The sequence below is a fragment of the Sphingobium sp. DEHP117 genome (assembly GCF_030867385.1).
Lineage (GTDB): Bacteria > Pseudomonadota > Alphaproteobacteria > Sphingomonadales > Sphingomonadaceae > Sphingobium.
Window position 1 is genome coordinate 1068721 of sequence record NZ_JAPFBJ010000001.1, and the last position, 20193, is coordinate 1088913.

The 20193-nt window shown below is 61.2% G+C and carries 21 protein-coding genes; 12 read left to right on the plus strand and 9 right to left on the minus strand.

The window, feature by feature from the left end; all coding sequences use genetic code 11:
- The 4 genes from OOT33_RS05300 to eno form a co-directional block, all read right to left on the minus strand.
- The gene (locus tag OOT33_RS05300; protein ID WP_307748958.1) at nt 1-1413 is read right to left on the minus strand and encodes a pyruvate dehydrogenase complex E1 component subunit beta; all 1413 of its coding nucleotides are present in this window, start codon (nt 1411-1413) and stop codon (nt 1-3) included.
- Nucleotides 1413-2501, minus strand: coding sequence for a pyruvate dehydrogenase (acetyl-transferring) E1 component subunit alpha (pdhA, locus tag OOT33_RS05305; RefSeq protein WP_373690502.1), 1089 nt, complete (start codon nt 2499-2501; stop codon nt 1413-1415). The genes OOT33_RS05300 and pdhA overlap by 1 nt, the downstream gene beginning before the upstream one ends.
- A gap of 146 nt (nt 2502-2647) precedes the next feature.
- On the minus strand, nt 2648-2899 hold the full coding sequence (locus tag OOT33_RS05310) for a septum formation initiator family protein (RefSeq protein WP_307748959.1): 252 nt from the start codon (nt 2897-2899) through the stop codon (nt 2648-2650).
- A 160-nt stretch (nt 2900-3059) separates the two neighbouring features.
- Nucleotides 3060-4334, minus strand: a complete 1275-nt coding sequence (gene eno / locus OOT33_RS05315; RefSeq protein WP_307748960.1) for a phosphopyruvate hydratase — start codon at nt 4332-4334, stop codon at nt 3060-3062.
- Nucleotides 4335-4535: 201 nt separating this feature from the next.
- Between eno and OOT33_RS05320 the strand changes: the two genes are divergently transcribed.
- From OOT33_RS05320 to OOT33_RS05340, 5 genes are all read left to right on the plus strand, one after another.
- Complete coding sequence (locus OOT33_RS05320) at nt 4536-5135, plus strand: hypothetical protein (RefSeq protein WP_307748961.1); 600 nt, start codon at nt 4536-4538, stop codon at nt 5133-5135.
- Nucleotides 5136-5209: 74 nt separating this feature from the next.
- Nucleotides 5210-5584: a hypothetical protein gene (locus OOT33_RS05325; RefSeq protein WP_307748962.1), complete on the plus strand. Its 375-nt coding sequence runs from the start codon at nt 5210-5212 to the stop codon at nt 5582-5584.
- Nucleotides 5581-5952: a hypothetical protein gene (locus OOT33_RS05330; protein WP_307748963.1), complete on the plus strand. Its 372-nt coding sequence runs from the start codon at nt 5581-5583 to the stop codon at nt 5950-5952. Before OOT33_RS05325 ends, OOT33_RS05330 begins: the two co-directional genes overlap by 4 nt.
- The gene (locus OOT33_RS05335; protein ID WP_307748964.1) at nt 5945-6253 is read left to right on the plus strand and encodes a hypothetical protein; all 309 of its coding nucleotides are present in this window, start codon (nt 5945-5947) and stop codon (nt 6251-6253) included. Before OOT33_RS05330 ends, OOT33_RS05335 begins: the two co-directional genes overlap by 8 nt.
- 46 nt (nt 6254-6299) lie before the next feature.
- A complete protein-coding gene (locus tag OOT33_RS05340) occupies nt 6300-6533 on the plus strand; it encodes a DUF4170 domain-containing protein (RefSeq protein ID WP_307748965.1) in 234 nt (77 codons plus the stop codon).
- A gap of 3 nt (nt 6534-6536) precedes the next feature.
- Here OOT33_RS05340 and OOT33_RS05345 read toward each other — a convergent pair whose 3' ends face one another.
- The 3 genes from OOT33_RS05345 to carB form a co-directional block, all read right to left on the minus strand.
- Nucleotides 6537-7190: a rhomboid family intramembrane serine protease gene (locus tag OOT33_RS05345; protein WP_373690503.1), complete on the minus strand. Its 654-nt coding sequence runs from the start codon at nt 7188-7190 to the stop codon at nt 6537-6539.
- A 69-nt stretch (nt 7191-7259) separates the two neighbouring features.
- Nucleotides 7260-7736, minus strand: coding sequence for a transcription elongation factor GreA (gene greA / locus OOT33_RS05350; protein ID WP_307748966.1), 477 nt, complete (start codon nt 7734-7736; stop codon nt 7260-7262).
- An 85-nt stretch (nt 7737-7821) separates the two neighbouring features.
- Nucleotides 7822-11139, minus strand: coding sequence for a carbamoyl-phosphate synthase large subunit (gene carB, locus OOT33_RS05355; protein WP_307748967.1), 3318 nt, complete (start codon nt 11137-11139; stop codon nt 7822-7824).
- Here carB and OOT33_RS05360 point away from each other — a divergent pair.
- From OOT33_RS05360 to OOT33_RS05370, 3 genes are all read left to right on the plus strand, one after another.
- Nucleotides 11120-11446 (plus strand): hypothetical protein, encoded by a 327-nt coding sequence (locus OOT33_RS05360; protein WP_307748968.1) that lies wholly within the window; start codon nt 11120-11122, stop codon nt 11444-11446. The two genes, carB and OOT33_RS05360, sit on opposite strands and share 20 nt — an antisense overlap.
- The gene (locus OOT33_RS05365) at nt 11443-11856 is read left to right on the plus strand and encodes a PIN domain-containing protein (protein WP_307748969.1); all 414 of its coding nucleotides are present in this window, start codon (nt 11443-11445) and stop codon (nt 11854-11856) included. The genes OOT33_RS05360 and OOT33_RS05365 overlap by 4 nt, the downstream gene beginning before the upstream one ends.
- A gap of 152 nt (nt 11857-12008) precedes the next feature.
- The gene (locus OOT33_RS05370) at nt 12009-12353 is read left to right on the plus strand and encodes a DUF559 domain-containing protein (protein ID WP_307748970.1); all 345 of its coding nucleotides are present in this window, start codon (nt 12009-12011) and stop codon (nt 12351-12353) included.
- 331 nt (nt 12354-12684) lie between these two features.
- On the opposite strand, the gene carA is transcribed toward OOT33_RS05370, so the two are convergent.
- Nucleotides 12685-13842: a glutamine-hydrolyzing carbamoyl-phosphate synthase small subunit gene (gene carA / locus OOT33_RS05375; protein ID WP_307748971.1), complete on the minus strand. Its 1158-nt coding sequence runs from the start codon at nt 13840-13842 to the stop codon at nt 12685-12687.
- A 192-nt stretch (nt 13843-14034) separates the two neighbouring features.
- Here carA and OOT33_RS05380 point away from each other — a divergent pair, with 192 nt between their 5' ends.
- Nucleotides 14035-14487: a GatB/YqeY domain-containing protein gene (locus OOT33_RS05380; protein WP_307748972.1), complete on the plus strand. Its 453-nt coding sequence runs from the start codon at nt 14035-14037 to the stop codon at nt 14485-14487.
- Nucleotides 14488-14496: 9 nt separating this feature from the next.
- On the opposite strand, the gene OOT33_RS05385 is transcribed toward OOT33_RS05380, so the two are convergent.
- Complete coding sequence (locus OOT33_RS05385; RefSeq protein ID WP_307748973.1) at nt 14497-15276, minus strand: hypothetical protein; 780 nt, start codon at nt 15274-15276, stop codon at nt 14497-14499.
- A gap of 88 nt (nt 15277-15364) precedes the next feature.
- On the opposite strand from OOT33_RS05385, the gene dnaG reads away from it, so the two are divergent.
- The 3 genes from dnaG (at nt 15365) to OOT33_RS05400 (ending at nt 20150) form a co-directional block, all read left to right on the plus strand.
- Nucleotides 15365-17221: a DNA primase gene (gene dnaG / locus OOT33_RS05390; RefSeq protein ID WP_307748974.1), complete on the plus strand. Its 1857-nt coding sequence runs from the start codon at nt 15365-15367 to the stop codon at nt 17219-17221.
- A gap of 39 nt (nt 17222-17260) precedes the next feature.
- On the plus strand, nt 17261-19309 hold the full coding sequence (gene rpoD, locus OOT33_RS05395; protein WP_307748975.1) for an RNA polymerase sigma factor RpoD: 2049 nt from the start codon (nt 17261-17263) through the stop codon (nt 19307-19309).
- Between the two features lie 154 nt (nt 19310-19463).
- The gene (locus OOT33_RS05400; RefSeq protein ID WP_307748976.1) at nt 19464-20150 is read left to right on the plus strand and encodes a hypothetical protein; all 687 of its coding nucleotides are present in this window, start codon (nt 19464-19466) and stop codon (nt 20148-20150) included.
- The last annotated feature ends 43 nt before the right edge of the window (nt 20151-20193 follow it).

Genomic DNA, 20193 nt, shown 5'->3' on the forward strand with positions numbered 1-20193 from the left:
TTACCGATAACACACCTTCTTAGCCGCTGCGACCACACGCCCCGCATCGATCAACGCGGCCTTTTCGAGGTTCGCCGCATAGGGTAGCGGGACATCCTCGTTGGTGACGCGCTGGACCGGAGCGTCGAGGTCGTCAAAGCCCTGTTCCATGCACACTGCCATGATCTCGCTGGCGATGGAGCATACTGGCCAGCCCTCTTCCACCACCACGACGCGGTTGGTTTTTTTAAGGCTTGCGAGTACCGTTTCCGTATCGAGCGGGCGCAATGTCCGCAGGTCTATCACCTCGGCGCTGATGCCTTCTCCCGCCAGCGCTTCCGCCGCCTCCAGAGCGATGCCAACGCCGATCGAATAGCTGACCAACGTCACGTCCGCGCCCTCGCGCACGATGCGGGCTTTGCCTATGGGCAGGACATGGTCGTCCAACACCGGCACGTCGAAGCTGCGGCCGTAAACCAGCTCGTTTTCAAGGAACACCACCGGATCGGTCGAGCGGATAGCCGCCTTCAGCAGTCCCTTGGCATCGGCGGCATCATAGGGCGCGATCACGATGAGACCGGGCACGGAGGCATACCATGGCCCGTAATTCTGGCTGTGTTGCGCGGCAACGCGGCTCGCCGCGCCGTTGGGGCCACGAAACACGACCGGGCAGCGCATCTGCCCTCCGGACATATAATTGGTCTTGGCAGCGGAGTTGATGATCTGGTCGATCGCCTGCATCGCGAAGTTGAAGGTCATGAACTCGATGACGGGCTTGAGGCCGCCCATCGCCGCGCCGACGCCGACACCCGCAAAGCCATGCTCAGTGATCGGCGTGTCGATGACACGCTTGGGGCCGAATTCCTGCAACAGGCCCTGTGTCACCTTGTAGGCGCCCTGATATTCGGCGACCTCCTCGCCCATCACAAACACCCGCTCGTCCGCGCGCATCTCCTCGGCCATCGCGTCGCGCAATGCCTCCCGCACGGTGAGCTTGGTATAGCTTGTGCCGGCGGGGACGGCAGGATCGGACGCCGCGGCCTTGGCCTCGGTCACAAGTTGATCGGTGCCGGTCTCTGCGGGTGCCTTTTCAGGAGCAGCCTCCGGCGCGGCGGGCAGTGCGCTCTCCACCTGCGCTGGCGCTGGGGCCGGGGCGGCTTGCGCGGAAGGAGGCGGCACGGAAACCGCCTCTCCCTCGCCAGCCATCACGGCAATCACGGCACCCACCTTAACATTTTCGGTCCCCGCCGGGATCACAATCTGACCGATTACACCCTCATCTACTGCCTCGAATTCCATCGTCGCCTTGTCCGTCTCGATCTCGGCAAGCAGGTCTCCGGACTTAACGCTGTCGCCTTCCTTCACCATCCATTTGGCGAGGGTGCCTTCCTCCATCGTCGGGGAGAGCGCCGGCATTTTGATCTCGATACCCATCAATATGTCTCCACCAGAACATCAGTATAGAGCTCGGACGGTGCCGGCTCCGGCGCGGTTTCCGCGAAATCCGCGCTGTCGTTGACGATCTTGCGGATGCTCTGGTCGATGGTCTTGATCTCGTCCTCGCTCACGCCCGCCGCCGCGAGGTGCCTCTTGACGCTTTCGATCGGATCGGACTTTTCCCGCATTTCCTGCACTTCCTCGCGCGAGCGATATTTGGCTGGATCTGACATCGAGTGGCCGCGATAGCGATAGGTTTTCATTTCCAGCAGGATCGGGCCGTTGCCGCCCTGCACCCATTTCAGCGCTTCCTCCGTTGCGCCACGTACGGCGAGTACATCCATGCCATTGACCTGGAGGCCTGGGATGCGGAAGGATTCGCCGCGGCGGAACAACTTATCTTCGGCGGAAGAACGGTTGACCGAAGTGCCCATGGCGTACTGGTTGTTTTCGATCACGAAGATGATCGGCAACTTCCACAGCTCCGCCATGTTGAAGCTTTCGTATACCTGGCCCTGGTTGGAAGCGCCGTCACCGAAATAGGCTACGCACACGCCGCCGTCACCCTTGTATTTGTGTGCAAAGCCCAGGCCGGTACCCAGCGACACCTGCGCGCCTACGATACCGTGCCCGCCGAAAAACTTGTGCTCAACGCTGAACATGTGCATCGAGCCGCCCTTGCCCTTGGAAATGCCCGCTGCGCGCCCCGTCAGTTCAGCCATGATGAGATTGGGGTCGATACCATAAGCGAGCATGTGACCATGATCGCGATAGCCGGTAATGACGCTGTCCTTGCCTGGTGTCAGTGCGGACTGAATGCCCACGGCGACCGCTTCCTGGCCGATGTAGAGGTGACAGAAGCCGCCGATCAGACCGAGGCCGTAGAGCTGACCTGCCTTTTCCTCAAACCTGCGGATGAGCACCATCTGGCGATAGAATTCCAGCAGCTCTTCTTTGCTCGCGGCGTAGTCTTGCGGCGTAGCCAGACGATTGCTCGTCGCTGGAGCCGACTGGCCTGACGGGGAAAGAGCTTTCTTGTTGCGAGAGGGCCTTTGAGCTGCACGCGCTGGCGGAGATTTTGCCAAGGGTTGAGCATCCTTCTTTTTCGCTGGGGAGAAGGAATGATTATAGAGCGCCGCGATGGACAATCCATCAAAATTCGAAATGAGCGCCTATTTGGTTAGAATAAATCAAATTCTCTAACCTCAACTGGTGTTCCGCCGCAAAAAGCTTAGTTGAGCGGCACCACCACCTCGTCAGGGTGCCCGACATTCAGCTCGCGCCGAATCAACTCGTCGGCGAGATCGGGGTCGACATGTGCGGGGTCGAGGAGCTGCACCCGGTTGACGATGCGGGCACGCTCAGCCTCGACAGACTTAAGCTCTGCCTTGCTGTCATGAAGCTGACTGCTATACCCGCCCCACGCGAGCAAACCGTTGCGGCTGAATATGGCATAGCCCAGCAACATCGAAACAAGAAGCACAGCTAATGCCGGGCCCAGGGCCGACGAAAACAAGCTCCTAAGTTTCAGCAGATGCGCCATGAGCCTTTGAATCACACCGGATTCCTCCGCGCAACCAAAAAATGGTTAACGCGCCAATTTTCATCGCATTCCGTGCTGGAAAGCTGCCCGGCGGCCGCATTCAGCGAAAAATCGCGCGCCCGGCATAATGCGCCACGTCGCCCAGCTCTTCCTCGATACGGATGAGCTGGTTGTACTTGGCGAGCCTGTCCGAACGAGCGAGCGAACCGGTCTTGATCTGGCCACAATTGGTGGCGACGGCGAGGTCGGCGATAGTTGCATCCTCGGTTTCACCGGAGCGATGCGACATCACAGCAGTGTAGCGCGCGCGGTGGGCCATATCAACTGCGGCCAGCGTCTCTGTCAGCGAACCGATCTGGTTGACCTTGACGAGCAGCGAGTTCGCCAGCCCTTGCTCGATCCCCATGGCAAGGCGTTTGGGGTTGGTGACAAACAGGTCGTCGCCCACCAGCTGAACCTTGCCGCCGATCTTGTCGGTCAGCAGCTTCCAACCCTCGAAATCGTCCTCGCTCATGCCGTCCTCGATCGACTTGATCGGGTAACGTGCACACAAATCGGCCAGATAATCCGCCATTTCGGCCGGGCTCAGACTCTTGCCCTCGCCCACCATCTCATACTTGCCGTTCTTGAAGAATTCGGTCGACGCGCAATCGAGCGCGAGCATCACGTCATCGCCCGGCTTGTACCCAGCCTTCTCGATCGAAGCGAGAATGAAGTCGAGCGCATCAGTCGTGGACGAAAGATTGGGCGCGAAACCGCCTTCGTCGCCTACCGAAGTCGCCAGCCCCTTGTTGTGCAGGCCCTTCTTCAGCGTGTGAAAAATCTCCGCGCCCACCCGCACAGCGTCGGCGAGGCTCTCCGCCCCCACCGGCATGATCATGAATTCCTGGAAGTCGATCGGATTGTCCGCATGTTCGCCGCCGTTGATGATGTTCATCATCGGGACGGGAAGGACGTGCGCCTGCACCCCGCCGACATAGCGATAGAGAGGGAGTCCACGCGCATCGGCCGCCGCCTTGGCCACCGCGAGCGAAACGCCAAGAATGGCGTTGGCGCCGAGGCGACCTTTGTTATCGGTTCCGTCGAGCGCGATCATCGCCCCGTCCACCTCGGCCTGATCTTCGGCATCCAGGCCAACGACCGCCTCGGCAATCTCGCCGTTCACGGCCTCGACGGCCGCAAGAACACCCTTGCCGAGATATTTGCTCTTGTCGCCATCGCGCTTTTCCACCGCCTCATAGGCTCCGGTAGACGCTCCGGAGGGAACTGCCGCGCGCCCGAAACTGCCATCTTCCAGCAGAATATCGACCTCAACCGTCGGATTACCGCGGCTGTCGAGGATCTGGCGGGCGTGCACATCGAGAATGGCGGTCATGGAGCTTCCTTCTGTCTGGCGGGTAGGCAGGGCCTTCCGATGGGCGACCGCTTAGCCAGACCGGGCAGCCAAGGCAAGTTGCGGTAGCTTTTGATGAGGAAATTTTGATCTGATCGGGTGAAATCCGCTGAGGGAACTGTTATCTCCGCGAAAGATTATATACACCTCGTGGCATAGCCAGCATATCGGAAGGATATTATCATGGCCGACAGCATCGACACACCGCTCGCTCCCAAGCGCCGGGGACGCAAGCCCGGATCAGCCAAGGCAGCCGCGCAGGGGGAGTCAGCAGGCAGCTCCACCGATTTTTCTGAATCCGTCAAGCTTGCAGGTGCAGCAGTATCATCGGCGAAGAAGACTGCGCGAGCCAAAGTGACAGGCGCAACCGAGAAGGTGAAGGTTGCCACCGGCAAGGTCAAGGCCGCCAAAGAAAGCGTTTCTGCCTTTGACTGGAAGAAGCAGGCTGAAGATGTCACCGCACAAGCCAGCAAGATGGCTAAGGATACGGCCACCACAGCAAAGACCAAAACCACCAGCGCCATGGACGGATTGGCGAAACTCATTACCGAGACCGCCCAGACAGTCGACAGCAAACTCGGTCCTCAATATGGTGATTATGCGCGCAAGGCTGCCAACGCGGTTGCTGGCGCGGCCAAATCGCTCGACGGCAAGGACGTTGAGGAATTGTTAGGCGATGCCCGCAACTTTGTGCGCAAAAGCCCTGCCGTTGCAATTGGCGCGGCCGCCATTGCCGGCTATGTTCTCATGCGCCTCGCCAGGGGTTCATCTGACGAAGAGTGAACCTTGCACAAGGTGATGGTGTGAAGAACAGGGATCAATCAGGGTGGGCGCCAGAGGAGACACCGGAGCAGAGCGTGCCCGGTACCGATGGCGATGGGATCGAAGTGGGGAACGTCCCCCTACCTGAGCTCGCACGTCGCATCGTTAGCGAAGGTCGGGCGTATGCGACGACTGAAATTGAGCGCCAGCGCGTAAAGGCACTGATCATCGGCAGCGGCGCCAGAGATATGGCATTGCTGGCTCTTGCTGCGATATTCTTGCTTTTCGGGGTCATGACGGCCCTCGTCGTCGGCTTTGTCTGGATGCTGGCTCCGCTAGTGGGTGTAGCGGGAGCCTTGGCGATCACAATCCTCGGAACGCTGTTGATCGTGGCGCTGCTGCTGCTGGCTGCGCGCGCATGCATTCGCCGCGCTGTCCGCATGGCGTTCGGAAATGAGGATAGCGTATGAGCAAAACCTTACTTCCGCCAGAGCCAGATAAATATTTACGAGAGCTGGCTGATCGCGCCCGCGCTCAGCGCAGCGCGCTTCAGCTGAGCATAGCGGCGATGAACGCAAAACTGCGCCCCTCGCGGCTTCGCACTCGCGCACAGGATCGCATGCTCGACGGAGCTCTCGATACTCTCGCTCAGGCTCAAGCTGCCGTGGTAAGACACCCTGCCCGTGCCATTGGCCTCGCCGCCTTGATCGGCGCCTTTTTAGCCCGCAAGCCGCTTTGGCGTATGGTCGCGAGCGGCGTGCGAGCGGGTAAGGATTATGCTGCACGGTTGTATCACGCGCATCGGGAACCGCGCCATGAAGAGGAAGAATATGAGTAGGAATGCCCATGGCGGCCTCCGCCGCGTCCGCAGTCTCACCAAAAGGAATGTCGAACGAGCCACATCCGGCATTGAACAAGGCGCGAAGCTGGTTCGCGAACGCGCCAAGGCGGCGACCGAAGGCGCAGGCGAGACGATTGGCGCAGCCAAGCTCAAAGCTGACAAGGCGGCGATAGAGGCCACGCGGGTAATTACGGAGCATCCGCTGGCCGCAGTCGCTGCGGCGGCGGCCATCGGTGCTCTCGCGGCCAACCTGTTGCCGCGTTTCAGGCGTCGGCGTCCTGCTGAAGGCGATGAATAAGCTACACCCAGTTGATTTCGGCAGGATCACGGCCTAGACGGGGCTTATGAGCAAGATGCACCTCGTCATGGGCGGGCGCGTAAAAGACCCCCGCACGCTAGATTTCGAAGATCTGGAAGCTATCGACCTAGTGGGCGTATTTCCCGATTTTGCTGCGGCCGAGAAGGCCTGGCGCGGCGCGGCGCAACGGACCGTCGATGATGCCGAGATGAAATATGTGATCGTCCACCTGCACCGGCTGCTCGATCCGGCGGCGGAAACAGGGGATCACTCTCACTGACAGCTATTGGCGTGATGCGCGCCCCCCGAACCGGATTTTCAGCAACGGCCGCGTCAACAGCAAGCCCGCGATAAATCCGCCGATATGCGCGCCGATCGCAACTTCTGCGTTGCCTGTCCCCAAGCCCAGAGTCCCGGCGCTGGACGCGATCCCAATCAGAAACTGCAACATCGTCCACCCCGCACCGAGCCATAGCATGCGTACGACACTGGCCGGGAACGGGCCCCAAGCCTTGACTTCCCTGTTACCGAACAGGAGCGCGTAGGCGCCGATGACAGCCGAGATCGCTCCACTCGCACCGATCATCGGTACAGCTATCTGCGGACCCAAGGCCCACTGACCGAATGCCGCAGCATACGCCCCGCCTACATAAAGCGGGATCATTAGCCGACCGCCGACAACTTCTTCTACCTGTCGGCCGCAGAACACGAGCATCAGCATGTTGAAACCGAGGTGCAACCAGCCGCCGTGGAGGAGCGCAGAGCTGAGCGGCGTCAGCCAAACAGGAACTGTCGGGAAGCTCAGCCCTGCATGCGCCAGCAAATCGGGCTGAGCTACTCGTGCAGGAATAAACCCGGCCGCATACGCTAGCTCCGCCTCATAACCACTCATCCGCGCAAGCAAGAACACCCCAACTGTCACCATGGCAATGGCCATCACGATGCCAGAAATAGATGAAGCGGGCCGCATGGGCTTCAGTTCAGCGTAACAGGTCGCAGAGCGCGGTCAGATGAACTCGATTTTCTCGACGCCGTAATATTTCTCGCCCGCAGGTACGACGACTTCGATATCGTCGCCCACCTGCTTGCCAATCAGTGCACGGCCAAGCGGACTGTTATACGAGATCATGCCAAGCTTGGCGTCCGCCTCGGCCTGGCCGACAATCTGATAACGCACCGGCTTGTCATCCTCGTCCAGCAGAGTGACTGTCGCGCCGAACACGATCTTGTCACCCGACAGCGTCTTGGGATCGATTACCTGCGCGCGCGAGAGCTTGTCTTCCAGGTCGGCGATGGACGCTTCAACCTGACCCTGCCGCTCTTTCGCGGCGTGATATTCGGCGTTCTCAGAGAGGTCTCCGTGCGCACGCGCTTCTTCGATGGCATCGACGATCTGGGGGCGCTCGGCCTTGAGGGTACGCAGCTGTTCATTCAGCTTCTCGTACCCTATCGCCAGCATCGGCATTTTCTCAACAGTCGCCATCTGAAAGTCCCCAATAAAACAGCGTGCCGGCTGCTCAAAGCGCCGACGAGTGATCTCAATCCTGAGCGGAATTTTCTAGTCAGGGTTAGTTATAATAGGACTGCAAAGCCCTCACTTCAAGAGGATGCGCCTTCAACGCCTCGATGGCATCGACGGCGGCCACGCTTGCTGCAGCGGTGGTGAAGCTCGGTGTCTTCATCCTCAGCGCGCTGGTGCGGATCGAGTGACTGTCTTTCAGCGATTGCCAGCCCTCGGTGGTGTTGAAAACCATCGCTATGCCACCATCGGTGATCCGGTCGACGATATGCGGGCGCCCCTGCGCCACCTTGTTGACGGTCTCGACCGCGATCCCCTGCTCCGCGAGATAGCGCGCCGTGCCGCCCGTCGCGACGATGGCAAAGCCCAAAGCGGCTGCTTTCTGCACCGCAGGCAGGATAACCGGCTTGTCGCTATCCTTGACCGAAACGAAGATCGCGCCGTCACGCGGCAGGACGACGCCCGCGCCGAGCTGTGACTTGGCGAACGCGGTCGCAAAATCCGCGTCTATGCCCATGACCTCGCCCGTGCTCTTCATCTCCGGGCTGAGCACCGGGTCGACGCCGGGGAAGCGGTTGAATGGGAACACGGCCTCTTTCACCGCAATGTGGCTGATGGCGTTGCGGTCGATCTTCGGCAGATTTGCGAGCTTTTCTCCCGCCATGACCCGCGCAGCGATCTTGGCGACGGGCGCGCCGATCGCTTTGGCGACGAAGGGGACGGTGCGGCTGGCGCGGGGGTTTACCTCGATGAGGTAGACCGCGCCGTCCTTTACCGCGAACTGGATGTTCATCAGGCCGCGTACCTTGAGAGCGCGGGCGAGCGCGTCGGTCTGGCGCTCAATTTCCATGACTATTTCCACGTGGAGAGAGTATGGCGGCAGGGAGCAGGCGCTGTCTCCCGAGTGCACGCCCGCCTCCTCGATATGCTGTAGGACGCCGGCGACGACGACATCATCCCCGTCGCAGATCGCATCGACATCCACTTCTATCGCGTCGCGTAAATATTGGTCGATAAGTACCGGAGAATCCCCGGAAACTTGAACCGCCGTCGCGATATATTCCTCGAGCTGCGCCTGCCCGTCGACGATCTCCATCGCCCTCCCGCCGAGCACATAGGAGGGGCGCATCAGCACCGGATAGCCGATGCGGTTGGCGACCGCGATAGCCTCCTCCCGGCTCCGCGCGATGCCGTTGGCGGGTTGCTTCAAACCCAGCTTCGTCACCAGCGCGGCGAAGCGTTCCCGGTCTTCGGCGAGGTCGATCGCGTCCGGCGTGGTGCCGAGGATCGGGATGCCCGCGTCCTCCAGCGCCTGCGCCAGCTTCAGCGGCGTCTGCCCGCCAAACTGCACGATAACGCCCACCAAAGTGCCGTTTTGCATCTCTTTCTGCAGGATTTCGAGCACATCCTCGACCGTCAACGGCTCGAAATAGAGCCGGTCAGACGTGTCATAATCGGTGCTCACCGTCTCCGGGTTGCAATTGACCATGATCGTCTCGTAGCCCGCCTCATCGAGCGCGAAACAGGCGTGGCAGCAGCAATAATCGAACTCGATCCCCTGCCCGATCCGGTTCGGCCCGCCGCCGAGGATCACGACCTTCTTGCGGTCTGTCGGCGCGCTCTCGCACTCCGGCTCGCCAAACGAAGGCGCTTCGTAGGTCGAATACATGTAAGGCGTCTTGGCTTCGAATTCCGCCGCGCAGGTGTCGATGCGCTTGAAGACCGGGCGCACGCCGAGCTTGTGGCGCAGCGCGCGCATTTCCGACTCCGTGGTCGCGCCGGTCAACGCCTTCACCGCGTCATGGACAAGGCCATGGCCCTTCGCCGCCTGCGGGGCAAGCAGATGCGCCGATTGCAGCGCGAGGAACGACAGCCGCGCGTCGGAAAAGCCCATGGACTTGAGCTTGCGCATGCCCTCCGCCGTCTGCGGCAGACCGTTTTCCAGCACTTCTGCCTCGGCCTCGACGATCTCCTTGATCCGCTCCAGGAACCATGGGTCGAACTTTGCGACCGCGTGGACCTCCGCCACCGACAGCCCCTCGCGCAACGCCTGCGCAGCGATCAGCAGCCGGTCTGGCGTCGGCTGGCCCAGGGCTGCGACGATGTCATCCTTGGGCGCACCGACCAGATGATCGACGATGTTGAAACCGCTCAGCCCCGTTTCCAGCCCGCGCAGCGCCTTTTGCATGGATTCGTGGATGTTGCGGCCGATCGCCATCACCTCGCCGACGGACTTCATCGCCGTGCCGAGCAGCGGCTCCGCGCCCTTGAACTTCTCGAACGCGAAGCGGGGGATTTTCGTCACGACATAGTCGATCGTCGGCTCGAAGCTGGCGGGCGTCGCGCCGGTGATGTCGTTCATGATCTCATCGAGCGTGTAGCCGACGGCGAGCTTTGCCGCGACCTTCGCAATCGGGAAGCCGGTCGCCTTGGACGCCAGCGCCGACGAGCGCGACACGCGCGGGTTCATCTCGATCACGATCAGGCGGCCATCCTTCGGGTTGACCGCGAACTGCACGTTGGAGCCGCCGGTCTCGACGCCGATCTCCCGCAACACCGCCAGCGAGGCGTTGCGCATGATCTGATATTCCTTGTCGGTCAGCGTCAGCGCAGGGGCGACGGTGATCGAGTCGCCGGTGTGCACGCCCATCGGATCGACATTTTCGATGGAGCAGATGATGATGGCGTTGTCGTTGCGGTCCCGCACGACCTCCATCTCATATTCTTTCCACCCCAACAGGGATTCCTCGATCAGCACCTCGGTGGTGGGCGAGGCATCGAGGCCGGAGGCGACGATCTGGCGGAATTCGTCCCTGTTATACGCGACGCCGCCGCCGGTGCCGCCCATGGTGAAGCTGGGCCGGATGATCGCGGGCAGGCCGGTGAATTCCAGCGCGTCCATCGCCTCGTCCATCGTATGCGCAATGCGGCTGCGCGCGGATTCGAGGCCGATCTTGTCCATCGCGTCACGGAACTTGAGGCGATCCTCCGCCTTGTCGATAGCCTCGGCATCCGCGCCGATCATAGCCACGCCAAACTTCTCCAGCGTGCCATCGCGGAACAGGGCGAGCGCGGTGTTCAATGCGGTCTGGCCGCCCATGGTGGGCAGCACGGCGTCCGGCCGCTCCTTTTCAATGATCTTGGCGACGATTTCCGGCGTGATCGGCTCGATATAGGTCGCGTCCGCCAGCTCCGGATCGGTCATGATCGTCGCGGGGTTGGAGTTGACGAGGATGATGCGATAGCCTTCCTCTTTCAGCGCCTTGACCGCCTGCGTGCCCGAATAATCGAACTCGCACGCCTGACCGATAATGATCGGCCCCGCGCCAATGATGAGGATGGAGGAGATGTCAGTTCTTTTGGGCATTGAATATTTCGCTATCATTGATTACATTGATTGCATTGCAATCATAAGGTGTATGACCGTGGGTGCTATCACGATCCGAAAAATTGACGACGCCTTGAAACAAGCAATGCGAGAGGAAGCCGCCGCCAATGGCCGATCCATTGAGGCCGAGGTGCGCGCCTTGCTCGAGCGCACTTACGGAGCGCGGGGCGGCGATGGTCGCAGACCGGGTGAAGGCCGCATGGAATATCTGCTGCGCATCGCGCCCGATATGACCGGGTTCGAATTGCCTGAACGACAGTCTATCCGTGAACCACGCTTTCCGTGATTCTGGTCGATTCCAATATCTGGCGTCAGACGGAGAATCCCGGTGGCAACCCCACGGTCCAGCAATGGCTGTCCGACAACGATGCAAACCTCGCGCTATCGGCAGTCGTCCTTGGTGAAATGCACTTTGGCATGAAACTGATGCCCGAAGGAAAGCGAAAGACTGACATTGCCCAATGGCTTGAGCAACTCTCCCGTTCTTTCGAAGGCTCCATCGTGTCATTCGATCGAGATTGCGCTGTAGCCTTTGGCGAACTCGCCGCTCATGAGAAGAGGGCAGGTCGCAATCCGTCGACGATTGACCTACAAATCGCTGCGCAAGCGATAACGCATCGGATGTCGATAGCGACCCGCAATGTGAAGGATTTCGCGCATAGCGGCGTGACACTAATAAACCCCTGGGAAGCATGACACCACGCTCCGCCTTCGGGCCTGCGTCGATAAGAGGCAAGGAGGATATGTCAGTTCGTTTGGGCATTATGCTCTCATTGCCTTATGAGGACTGTCGCCCCTCTCCCCTTGCGGGAGAGGGTGGTCGCGAAGCGACCGGGTGAGGGGGAAAAGTGACCGACTTCGCGAAACAGCAGGCGCGCTGCCTGCGCCGGGACGCTACCGATGCAGAGACGCTGCTTTGGGCGCGGCTGCGCAACCGGCAGCTTTATGGCGCGAAATTCCGCAGGCAGGTGCCCATTGGCCGCTTCATTGCGGATTTCCTCTGTTTTGAGGCGCGGCTGATCGTGGAAGCGGATGGCGGGCATCATAGCGTTGAGGCTGACGCCGAGCGCACCGCCTTCCTCGAAGCGCAGGGTTTCACGGTCATCCGCTTCTGGAACCATGAGGTGCTGGGCAATATCGACGGCGTGCTGGAAACGATAGCGAGGCACCTGCCCCCTCACCCGACGCGCTGACGCGCGCCACCCTCTCCCGCGGGGGGGAGAGGGTTTGGACAATGAGGAGATGTTAGGGATTAGGGGCATTAGCGAGTTACCAGCAAACCTAGTCTCTTGAAGTGATCATAAATACACTGCTCTTTAGCTTCGTGATTTGGAACAGTTTTCGGAACATAAGCCGCCCAAGCATCTCCAGCCTCTGTTGGCTCGAAGTTAGGCACTCCACATTTAGCAGCTGCCTCTATTATCTCAGTTCTACCCGCCCAGCATTGAGCGCCACCATCTATGCAGAGTCGTTCCGAACAAGCTGATAAAGAAAGCAGCGAGAGAGAAATTATATTCAGTCTCTTCATCCCAATCCTCCCACAAACTTCTCGAACAGGTAGAAGCTGTCCTGCGGGCCGGGGGAGGCTTCGGGGTGATATTGCACACCGAAGGCGTTCTTGTCGGTGAAGGCGATGCCGCAGTTGGAGCCATCGAACAGGCTCACATGCGTTTCCTTTACGTTGTTGGGCAGGCTCGCCGCATCCACCGCGAAGCCGTGGTTCATGCTGGTGATCTCGACCACATTCTTTTCCAGATGCTTGACCGGGTGGTTCGCGCCGCGATGGCCCTGATGCATCTTGATCGTCTTCGCACCCGCCGCCAGCGCCAGCATCTGGTGGCCCAAGCAGATGCCGAAGATCGGCATGTTGGCGTCCAAGAGCTTGCGGATCACCGGCACCGCATATTCGCCTGTCGCCGCCGGATCGCCGGGGCCGTTGGAGAGGAACACGCCCGCGGGATTGAGCGCCATGATGTCGTCATAGCTCGCCGTGGCGGGCAGCACGGTGACGCGCGCGCCGGCTTTTACCAGCGAGCGGAAGATATTGTCCTTCGCGCCATAATCTATGGCAACGACGTGGGGCTTCTCGCTCCCCTCGCCTTGGGCATAACCCTGCCCCAGCGTCCACGCGCCGCCTTCCCATGCGCGGTGCTGGCCCGTTACCGTGAGCGCGAGGTCCATGCCTTCCAGCCCCGGCCAGCTCTTGGCCTTGTCATGCAGGGCGGCGAGATCGAACTTGCCCGCCGGATCATGTGCGATCACGGCGTTAGGCGCGCCTTGCATCCTGATGCGCCGGGTGAGTGCGCGGGTATCCACGCCGGAAATGCCGATGCGCCCGGTCTGCGCCATCCAGGCGTCGAACCCCTGCACATTGCGGAAGTTGCTCGGTTCGGTCACATCCTCACGCACGATGCAGCCGAGCGCGTGCGGCGCCTCGCGCTCCACATCCTCCGGGTTGGTGCCGACATTGCCGATGTGCGGGAAAGTGAAGGTGATGATCTGCCCGGCGTAGCTCGGGTCGGTCATGATCTCCTGATAGCCGGTGATCGCGGTGTTGAAGCACACCTCGCCCACCGCATCGCCGACCGCGCCAAAGCCCCGGCCAAAGACGCAGGTGCCATCCGCCAATACCAATACCCCGGTCGCTCCTTTAGGCGTGATTGGGTATTTGGCGGTTGCCATGGTCGTTCGTTCCTTGCTTTTGCTCTGTGGGCTTTTGCTTTGTGTTGGGCAGCGCTTCTTCGCTCAAGAAACGCAGGCTAAACGGCCGGTTCCCTATGCGCTTGGGCCGGTGCGGTCAATGACTGTTAAAAAATGATTTCGCCGTTATAGGTGGTCCTTTATTCCAGCATTCATCTAAGGATTCGCACCGTCATGATCCGTGACGATATCAAGGCCGCGCAAATCGAGGCGATGAAGGGCGGCGACAAGGAACGCCTTGCCGCCGTGCGCCTCATCCTCGCCAAACTGAAGGACCGGGACATCGAGCTGCGCACCGCATCCCAGGTGCCGGAGGATGATGCGATCGTCGTCGATGTATTGCAAAAGATGGTCAAGCAGCGGCGCGAATCGATTGCAATGTATGAGCAGGGCGGCCGCGCCGAGCTGGCGGCGAAGGAGCAGGCCGAGCTTGACGTGATCGAGAGCTTCCTGCCGCGACAGCTGAGCGAGGACGAGACCAAGGCGGCGATCGAGGCGATCAAGGCCGAAGTCGGCGCCGCGTCCGTCAAGGATATGGGGCGCGTGATGGCGCTGTTGAAGGAACGCCACGGCACCGTAATCGACATGAGCAAGGCGAGCGGCCTCGTGAAGGCGGCGCTGGCCTGAGCCTGCCGGTCAGAAGCCGGGCGGCAGGAATGCCTCCATCGGCCGCTGCGCGCCCGGCGTGCCCGCGACGACAGCCTGCGTGACGGCGGCGCCCCAGTCGCTGAAGGCCAGCACATCGGCAACAAGCTGAGTGAGGAGAATGGCGCCGATACCCCACGCCCAGGCGGGGTGAACGCGGCCTGTGCGGCGCTTGTCCGCAATCATGCCCGCTATTGGGAACACCAGAACGAGCATCGTCGTCCCCAGCCATGCGTAAGGGATCATGTATGGCAGTGGCAACAGGCGGCCAATGCCGGGGTTGACCAGAAGCGCCATCCCGGTGAGCATCAGGCGCGGGTGCCAGCCGGTGCTGCGCGGCATGCGCAGTGCCGTGATCGTCAGTATCGCGAACAACACCAGCATCATGCAGTTGCTGAACAGGAACTCGCGCTGGTCGAAGAAAGGCGGCCCGCCCATGCGCCGCATCGAGGTGAGCAGCATGGCGATACCCAGCACGACCATCGCCGGCGCCCAGGCATAAGCAACCTTCCCCAGCGCGCGATGCAGCCGGATATGGCCCCGCGCTATCGTGAAGGTCTGCGCAAGATACAGTGCCACCCAACCGAAAAAGACGAGGGCGTGGACGTGATAGATGGGCGGGACGGCAAAGGTGGACCGGCCCATCGCCAGATTGACGGAAAATCCGGCAACGATCACTAGCCCCATGATGACGGCGCAGATCGTGAAAAACGAAGACTCGGCGGGGCGGGCGCTGCTGTCCGTCGATGCCGCGCTGCTCGCTGTTGCCATAGTTGCTCTCCCCCGGCTGTTTTGATTTATATACCGTTATTGACGATTGAAACCAGCCCGTTTCGGAGGTAGACAGGTATAATAGGCCATGTCCCTATCGCCCCAGTTCCTTGACGAGTTGCGCGCGCGAACCACGCTCTCCACCCTCATCGGCAAGAGCGTGAAGGTGAGCAAGGCTGGGCGGGAATATAAGGCCTGCTGCCCCTTCCATAACGAGAAGACACCCAGCTTCACGATCAACGACGAAAAGGGCTTTTATCACTGCTTCGGCTGCGGCGCGCATGGCGATGCGATCCGGTGGATGACCGACCAGCGCGGCCTGCCGTTCATGGATGCGGTCAAGGAGCTGGCGGACGCGGCTGGTCTGGAAGTGCCCGCGCCCGATCCGCGCGCGGCAAAGAAGGCTGAAGCGGCGAAGGGGCTGCATGAAGCGTGTGCGGCGGCGCAGGACTGGTTCGAAACCCAGCTCGGCGGGCTGGATGGCGCGGAAGCGCGCGCCTATCTGGAAAAGCGCGGCATTTCGGACGCCACCCGCCGCGCCTTCGGCTTTGGCTATGCCCCGGATTCGCGCGGCAAGCTGAAGACCGCGCTGCGCGATTTTCCGGAGGCGCTGCTGATCGAGGCGGGCCTGCTGATCAAGCCCGAGGACAAGGGCCGCGAGGCCTATGACCGCTTTCGGGGCAGGCTGATGATCCCGATCCGCGATGCGCGCGGGCGCGTGATCGCATTCGGAGGCCGTATTCTAAGCGCGGGTGAACCGAAATATCTGAATTCCCCCGACACGCCGCTCTTCGACAAGGGGCGCACGCTCTATAATATCGACAAGGCGCTGCCTGCTGCCCGGGCGGCCGGGCGGATCATCGTCGTCGAGGGCTATATGGACGTGATCGCGCTGGCACAGGCAGGCATCCACGAATGCGTCGCGCCACTGGGCACCGCGCTGACAGAACATCAGATCGAGCGGCTGTGGAAGATGGTTGATGTGCCAATCCTCTGCTTCGATGGCGACAGCGCCGGTCAGAAAGCGGCGGACCGCGCCGCCTTGCGCGCGCTGCCACTCCTCCAGCCCGGTCGATCATTGAGTTTCGTGACCCTTCCCGGCGGCATGGACCCCGACGATCTGGTGAAGGCGAAAGGGGCTGCGGGGTTTGAGGCGTGCGTTGCGTCCCCTACGCCGCTGGTCGAGCGGCTATGGCGGCATGAGCACGAGGCTGCCCCTGCCGCCACACCGGAAGCGCGCGCGGGCCTGCAACAGCGCCTCAACGAACATGCCGCGACCATCTCCAACGATCTCGTTCGCCGCGAATATGAGCGGGCGCTGAAGGACCGCTTCTGGGCAGAGTTCGGTTGGAAAAAGCAGGAACGCTCCGCCGTGCGCGGGTTCATCAACCGCTCGCGCGAAGAAATACGCGGCGGCGATCTCGGCAATATGGGCGCGCGGATCGAACGCATGGTCAAGCGCGCGGTCCTGCTGGGCCTGTCGCGCTATCCGGCCGTTCTGTATAGCCATCGCGAGCAGATCGGCGCGCTTGCCATGCCGACCGATACGCTGAAGGCCTGGGCCAGCCTGCTGGTGCGCGCATCATTCGAGCGCGCCACCCTTGAAACCAGCCTGATCGACTCCATATTGCTAGACGCTTCTCTGCCCGAAACCGAACGGCGCGATATCGCGCATGACCTTGGCTTCTCGTTTTTCCGGGCTGATGCGGACAGGCAACTGGCGGAAAACGACCTGGGCGAGGTCATCAATCTGCTACTGTTCGAGCAGGAATTCGCTCCAAAGCTTGAAGGATTGAAAACGGCCCTCTATGCGCGCAGCGAAGATAATGACATCGATGAAGCAAGTTGGCAGGAACATCTCGCGCTGATCAAGCTTAAACATCAGAACGACGAGCGGCTGCGCGAGTTGAAGGCGAACATCGAAGAACAGCTTATGGCCGCCTGACGGCCATTACAGGACACGGCGAAACATTAGGGCGAATACATGGCGAGCAAGGCGAATAAAGGTCAGGGCGATGAACTGGATGGCGGCGATGCACCGCTGCTCGACCTCAACGAGGCTTCGGTCAAGAAGCTGATCGCGCGCGCAACCAAGCGCGGATATATCACCTATGACGAGCTGAACGCCGCGCTGCCCCAAGACCAGATGTCGTCCGAGCAGATCGAGGATGTGATGTCTGCCCTGAATGACATGGGCGTCAACATCGTCGAGAACGAGGAAGCGGGCGAAGAAGGCGAGGATTCGCGCGAGGAAGAGGTTGAGGCGATCGATTCCTCCGGCGAGGAATCCGGCGAGGACGGCGAGCTGCTCGTCACCGAAAAGAAGAAGGAAACCGTCGACCGCACGGACGACCCGGTGCGCATGTACCTGCGCGAGATGGGCGCGGTAGAGCTGCTGTCGCGCGAGGGTGAAATCGCGATCGCCAAGCGCATCGAGGCCGGGCGCGACACGATGATTCTGGGCCTGTGCGAAAGCCCCACCACATTCCACGCGATCATCGAATGGTCGACCGCGCTCAACAATGGCGAGATGCAGCTGCGCGAGATTCTCGATCTTGAAGCGATGCTCTCAAAGGACCCAGCACCCGAGAGCCTGTCTGACGACGATGAGGGTGACGACGACGGCGAGATTTCAGAGAAGACCGCCGGCCCCAGCTTCAAGGATGAGGAAGAGGTAGAGGACGAACCGGAATCCGCCGACGAGGACGAGGATTCGCTCGTCGAACGCCGCGCGCCGCGCGTTGAAGAAGAGGACGAGGACGACAACACCCTCTCGCTCGCGCAGATGGAAGAGACACTCAAGCCGATGGCGCTGGAGAAGTTCGCCGCCATCGCCGAGATCTTCCACCAGTTCGCCGCCGCGCAGGCCGCCCGGCTCGATGCGATGGCATTGGGCGAAACCATCAGCCAGGCCGATGAGGATTCGTATCAGCAGCTACGCGAAGACCTCACCGCCGAGGTCGAGAGCGTCCAGTTCCATCAGCAGAAGATCGAATATCTCGTCGATCAGCTCTACAGCTATAACCGTCGCCTGACCACGCTGGGCGGGCAGATGCTGCGCCTGGCAGAGCGCCATAAAGTTCCCCGCAAGGACTTCCTCGACAACTATATCAACCACGAGCTGGACGAAGGCTGGCTGGAGAGGGTCGGCGGGATCGACAAAAAGTGGGCCGCCTTTGCCGCCGGCGAAGCACAGGCGGTGGACCGCATCCGCAACGAGGTATCGGAAATTGCGCAGGCGACCGGCATGGCGCTCAGCGAGTTTCGCCGCATCGTCAACATGGTGCAGAAGGGCGAGCGCGAAGCGCGCATCGCCAAGAAGGAGATGGTGGAAGCGAACCTGCGCCTCGTCATTTCCATCGCGAAGAAATACACGAACCGTGGCCTGCAGTTCCTCGACCTCATCCAGGAAGGCAATATCGGCCTCATGAAGGCGGTGGACAAGTTTGAGTATCGCCGCGGCTACAAATTCAGCACATATGCAACCTGGTGGATCCGGCAGGCGATCACCCGCTCGATCGCGGATCAGGCACGCACGATTCGCATCCCGGTGCACATGATCGAGACGATCAACAAGCTGGTGCGCACCAGCCGCCAGTTCCTGCACGAGCAGGGCCGCGAGCCGACGCCGGAGGAAATGGCCGAGCGCCTTTCCATGCCGCTGGAGAAGGTGCGCAAGGTGATGAAGATCGCCAAGGAGCCGATCTCGCTCGAAACGCCGATCGGCGACGAGGAAGATTCGCACCTCGGCGATTTCATCGAGGACAAGAACGCGATCATTCCGGTCGACGCCGCGATTCAGGCGAACCTCAAGGAGACGGTCACGCGCGTGCTGGCCAGCCTTACCCCGCGCGAGGAGCGCGTGCTGCGCATGCGCTTCGGCATCGGTATGAACACCGATCACACTCTGGAGGAAGTGGGCCAGCAGTTCTCGGTCACACGCGAGCGAATCCGCCAGATCGAGGCCAAGGCGCTGCGCAAGCTGAAGCACCCATCACGCAGCCGGAAGATGCGATCCTTTCTCGATCAGTAACCATAGAAAGGTGGTTAACGGCTCAAAGCGGGACATATGCGGCCGCTTTTTTGCGTTCAGTCGAGAGGCTGTATAAACCCGTCGTTTACTGCGCGGCGATAAAAATGATCCTCGAACCCCAGGGCCATAAAACGGGGGAATGAACGAGGTAGATATGCAGCACACGAACATTTCGCATGGCCCGCGCACGGAAGCCATGGACACAATTTTGATGGCCCTGGTCGAGGCGGATGGCACGGCGGCGCAACCGCATGTGCAGGGCCTCTGCGCCGATGCCGACAATCATGGCGCCCGCCCCCTCGCCTCGCTGGCGGATGCCGTTCATTATCTCTGCCTGCTGCATGGGCGCTTCCCCGGTGTGGTCGATAACGCCGCCACCCGCAGCACCGACAACGCCGCACGCAAATGGCTGGTGCAGGCGTCAGAGGCGTTTGCCGATGAGCGCGCCACCCTGACCCGCGTTTCAGTCGCTCTTGGCCCGGTGCCGAGCACTTCCGGCCAGAACAACTGCGATTCTGCGGTGCTGCAACAACGCCATGCGCTCGAAATGCTCTCACAGTCGGACCGGCGCGGCTGCGCCATGGGTGCGGCATTGACGCTGGTGCTGGACTGGAGCGGCGTGCGCTATCTTCTCGACAAGGCGGCCATTCGCGCTGGCGTCGAACCGCGCAAATGCACCCTCCCCTCGCGTGAGGATACGCTGGAAGTCGCGCGCGCAATCGCGGTAGATGAGGCCTCGAGCCGCGCGATCCAGTTTGGCGCACGCCAGCTGCTCAACCAGCATCGCGGCCTGTGGGCGTTGATGCAGGCCCGCGCCAGCATCCGGTCCGTCGAAGGATAATCGCCCTTCTCCGCTTGCCCTCGCTTTCGGTCCGTTCTACGCC

Excerpts from the sequence above, each read along its gene's own strand:
- rpoD (WP_307748975.1), top strand. The coding sequence starts at position 17,261 with ATGGCGAGCAAGGCGAATAAAGGTCAGGGCGATGAACTGGATGGCGGC.
- OOT33_RS05380 (WP_307748972.1), top strand. The coding sequence starts at position 14,035 with ATGATCCGTGACGATATCAAGGCCGCGCAAATCGAGGCGATGAAGGGC.
- OOT33_RS05385 (WP_307748973.1), bottom strand. The coding sequence starts at position 15,276 with ATGGCAACAGCGAGCAGCGCGGCATCGACGGACAGCAGCGCCCGCCCC.
- carA (WP_307748971.1), bottom strand. The coding sequence starts at position 13,842 with ATGGCAACCGCCAAATACCCAATCACGCCTAAAGGAGCGACCGGGGTA.
- OOT33_RS05360 (WP_307748968.1), top strand. The coding sequence starts at position 11,120 with ATGTCAGTTCTTTTGGGCATTGAATATTTCGCTATCATTGATTACATT.
- OOT33_RS05400 (WP_307748976.1), top strand. The coding sequence starts at position 19,464 with ATGCAGCACACGAACATTTCGCATGGCCCGCGCACGGAAGCCATGGAC.
- greA (WP_307748966.1), bottom strand. The coding sequence starts at position 7,736 with ATGGCGACTGTTGAGAAAATGCCGATGCTGGCGATAGGGTACGAGAAG.
- OOT33_RS05340 (WP_307748965.1), top strand. The coding sequence starts at position 6,300 with ATGAGCAAGATGCACCTCGTCATGGGCGGGCGCGTAAAAGACCCCCGC.
- OOT33_RS05300 (WP_307748958.1), bottom strand. The coding sequence starts at position 1,413 with ATGGGTATCGAGATCAAAATGCCGGCGCTCTCCCCGACGATGGAGGAA.
- OOT33_RS05335 (WP_307748964.1), top strand. The coding sequence starts at position 5,945 with ATGAGTAGGAATGCCCATGGCGGCCTCCGCCGCGTCCGCAGTCTCACC.
- eno (WP_307748960.1), bottom strand. The coding sequence starts at position 4,334 with ATGACCGCCATTCTCGATGTGCACGCCCGCCAGATCCTCGACAGCCGC.
- carB (WP_307748967.1), bottom strand. The coding sequence starts at position 11,139 with ATGCCCAAAAGAACTGACATCTCCTCCATCCTCATCATTGGCGCGGGG.
- OOT33_RS05320 (WP_307748961.1), top strand. The coding sequence starts at position 4,536 with ATGGCCGACAGCATCGACACACCGCTCGCTCCCAAGCGCCGGGGACGC.
- OOT33_RS05330 (WP_307748963.1), top strand. The coding sequence starts at position 5,581 with ATGAGCAAAACCTTACTTCCGCCAGAGCCAGATAAATATTTACGAGAG.
- OOT33_RS05345 (WP_373690503.1), bottom strand. The coding sequence starts at position 7,190 with ATGGCCATTGCCATGGTGACAGTTGGGGTGTTCTTGCTTGCGCGGATG.
- dnaG (WP_307748974.1), top strand. The coding sequence starts at position 15,365 with ATGTCCCTATCGCCCCAGTTCCTTGACGAGTTGCGCGCGCGAACCACG.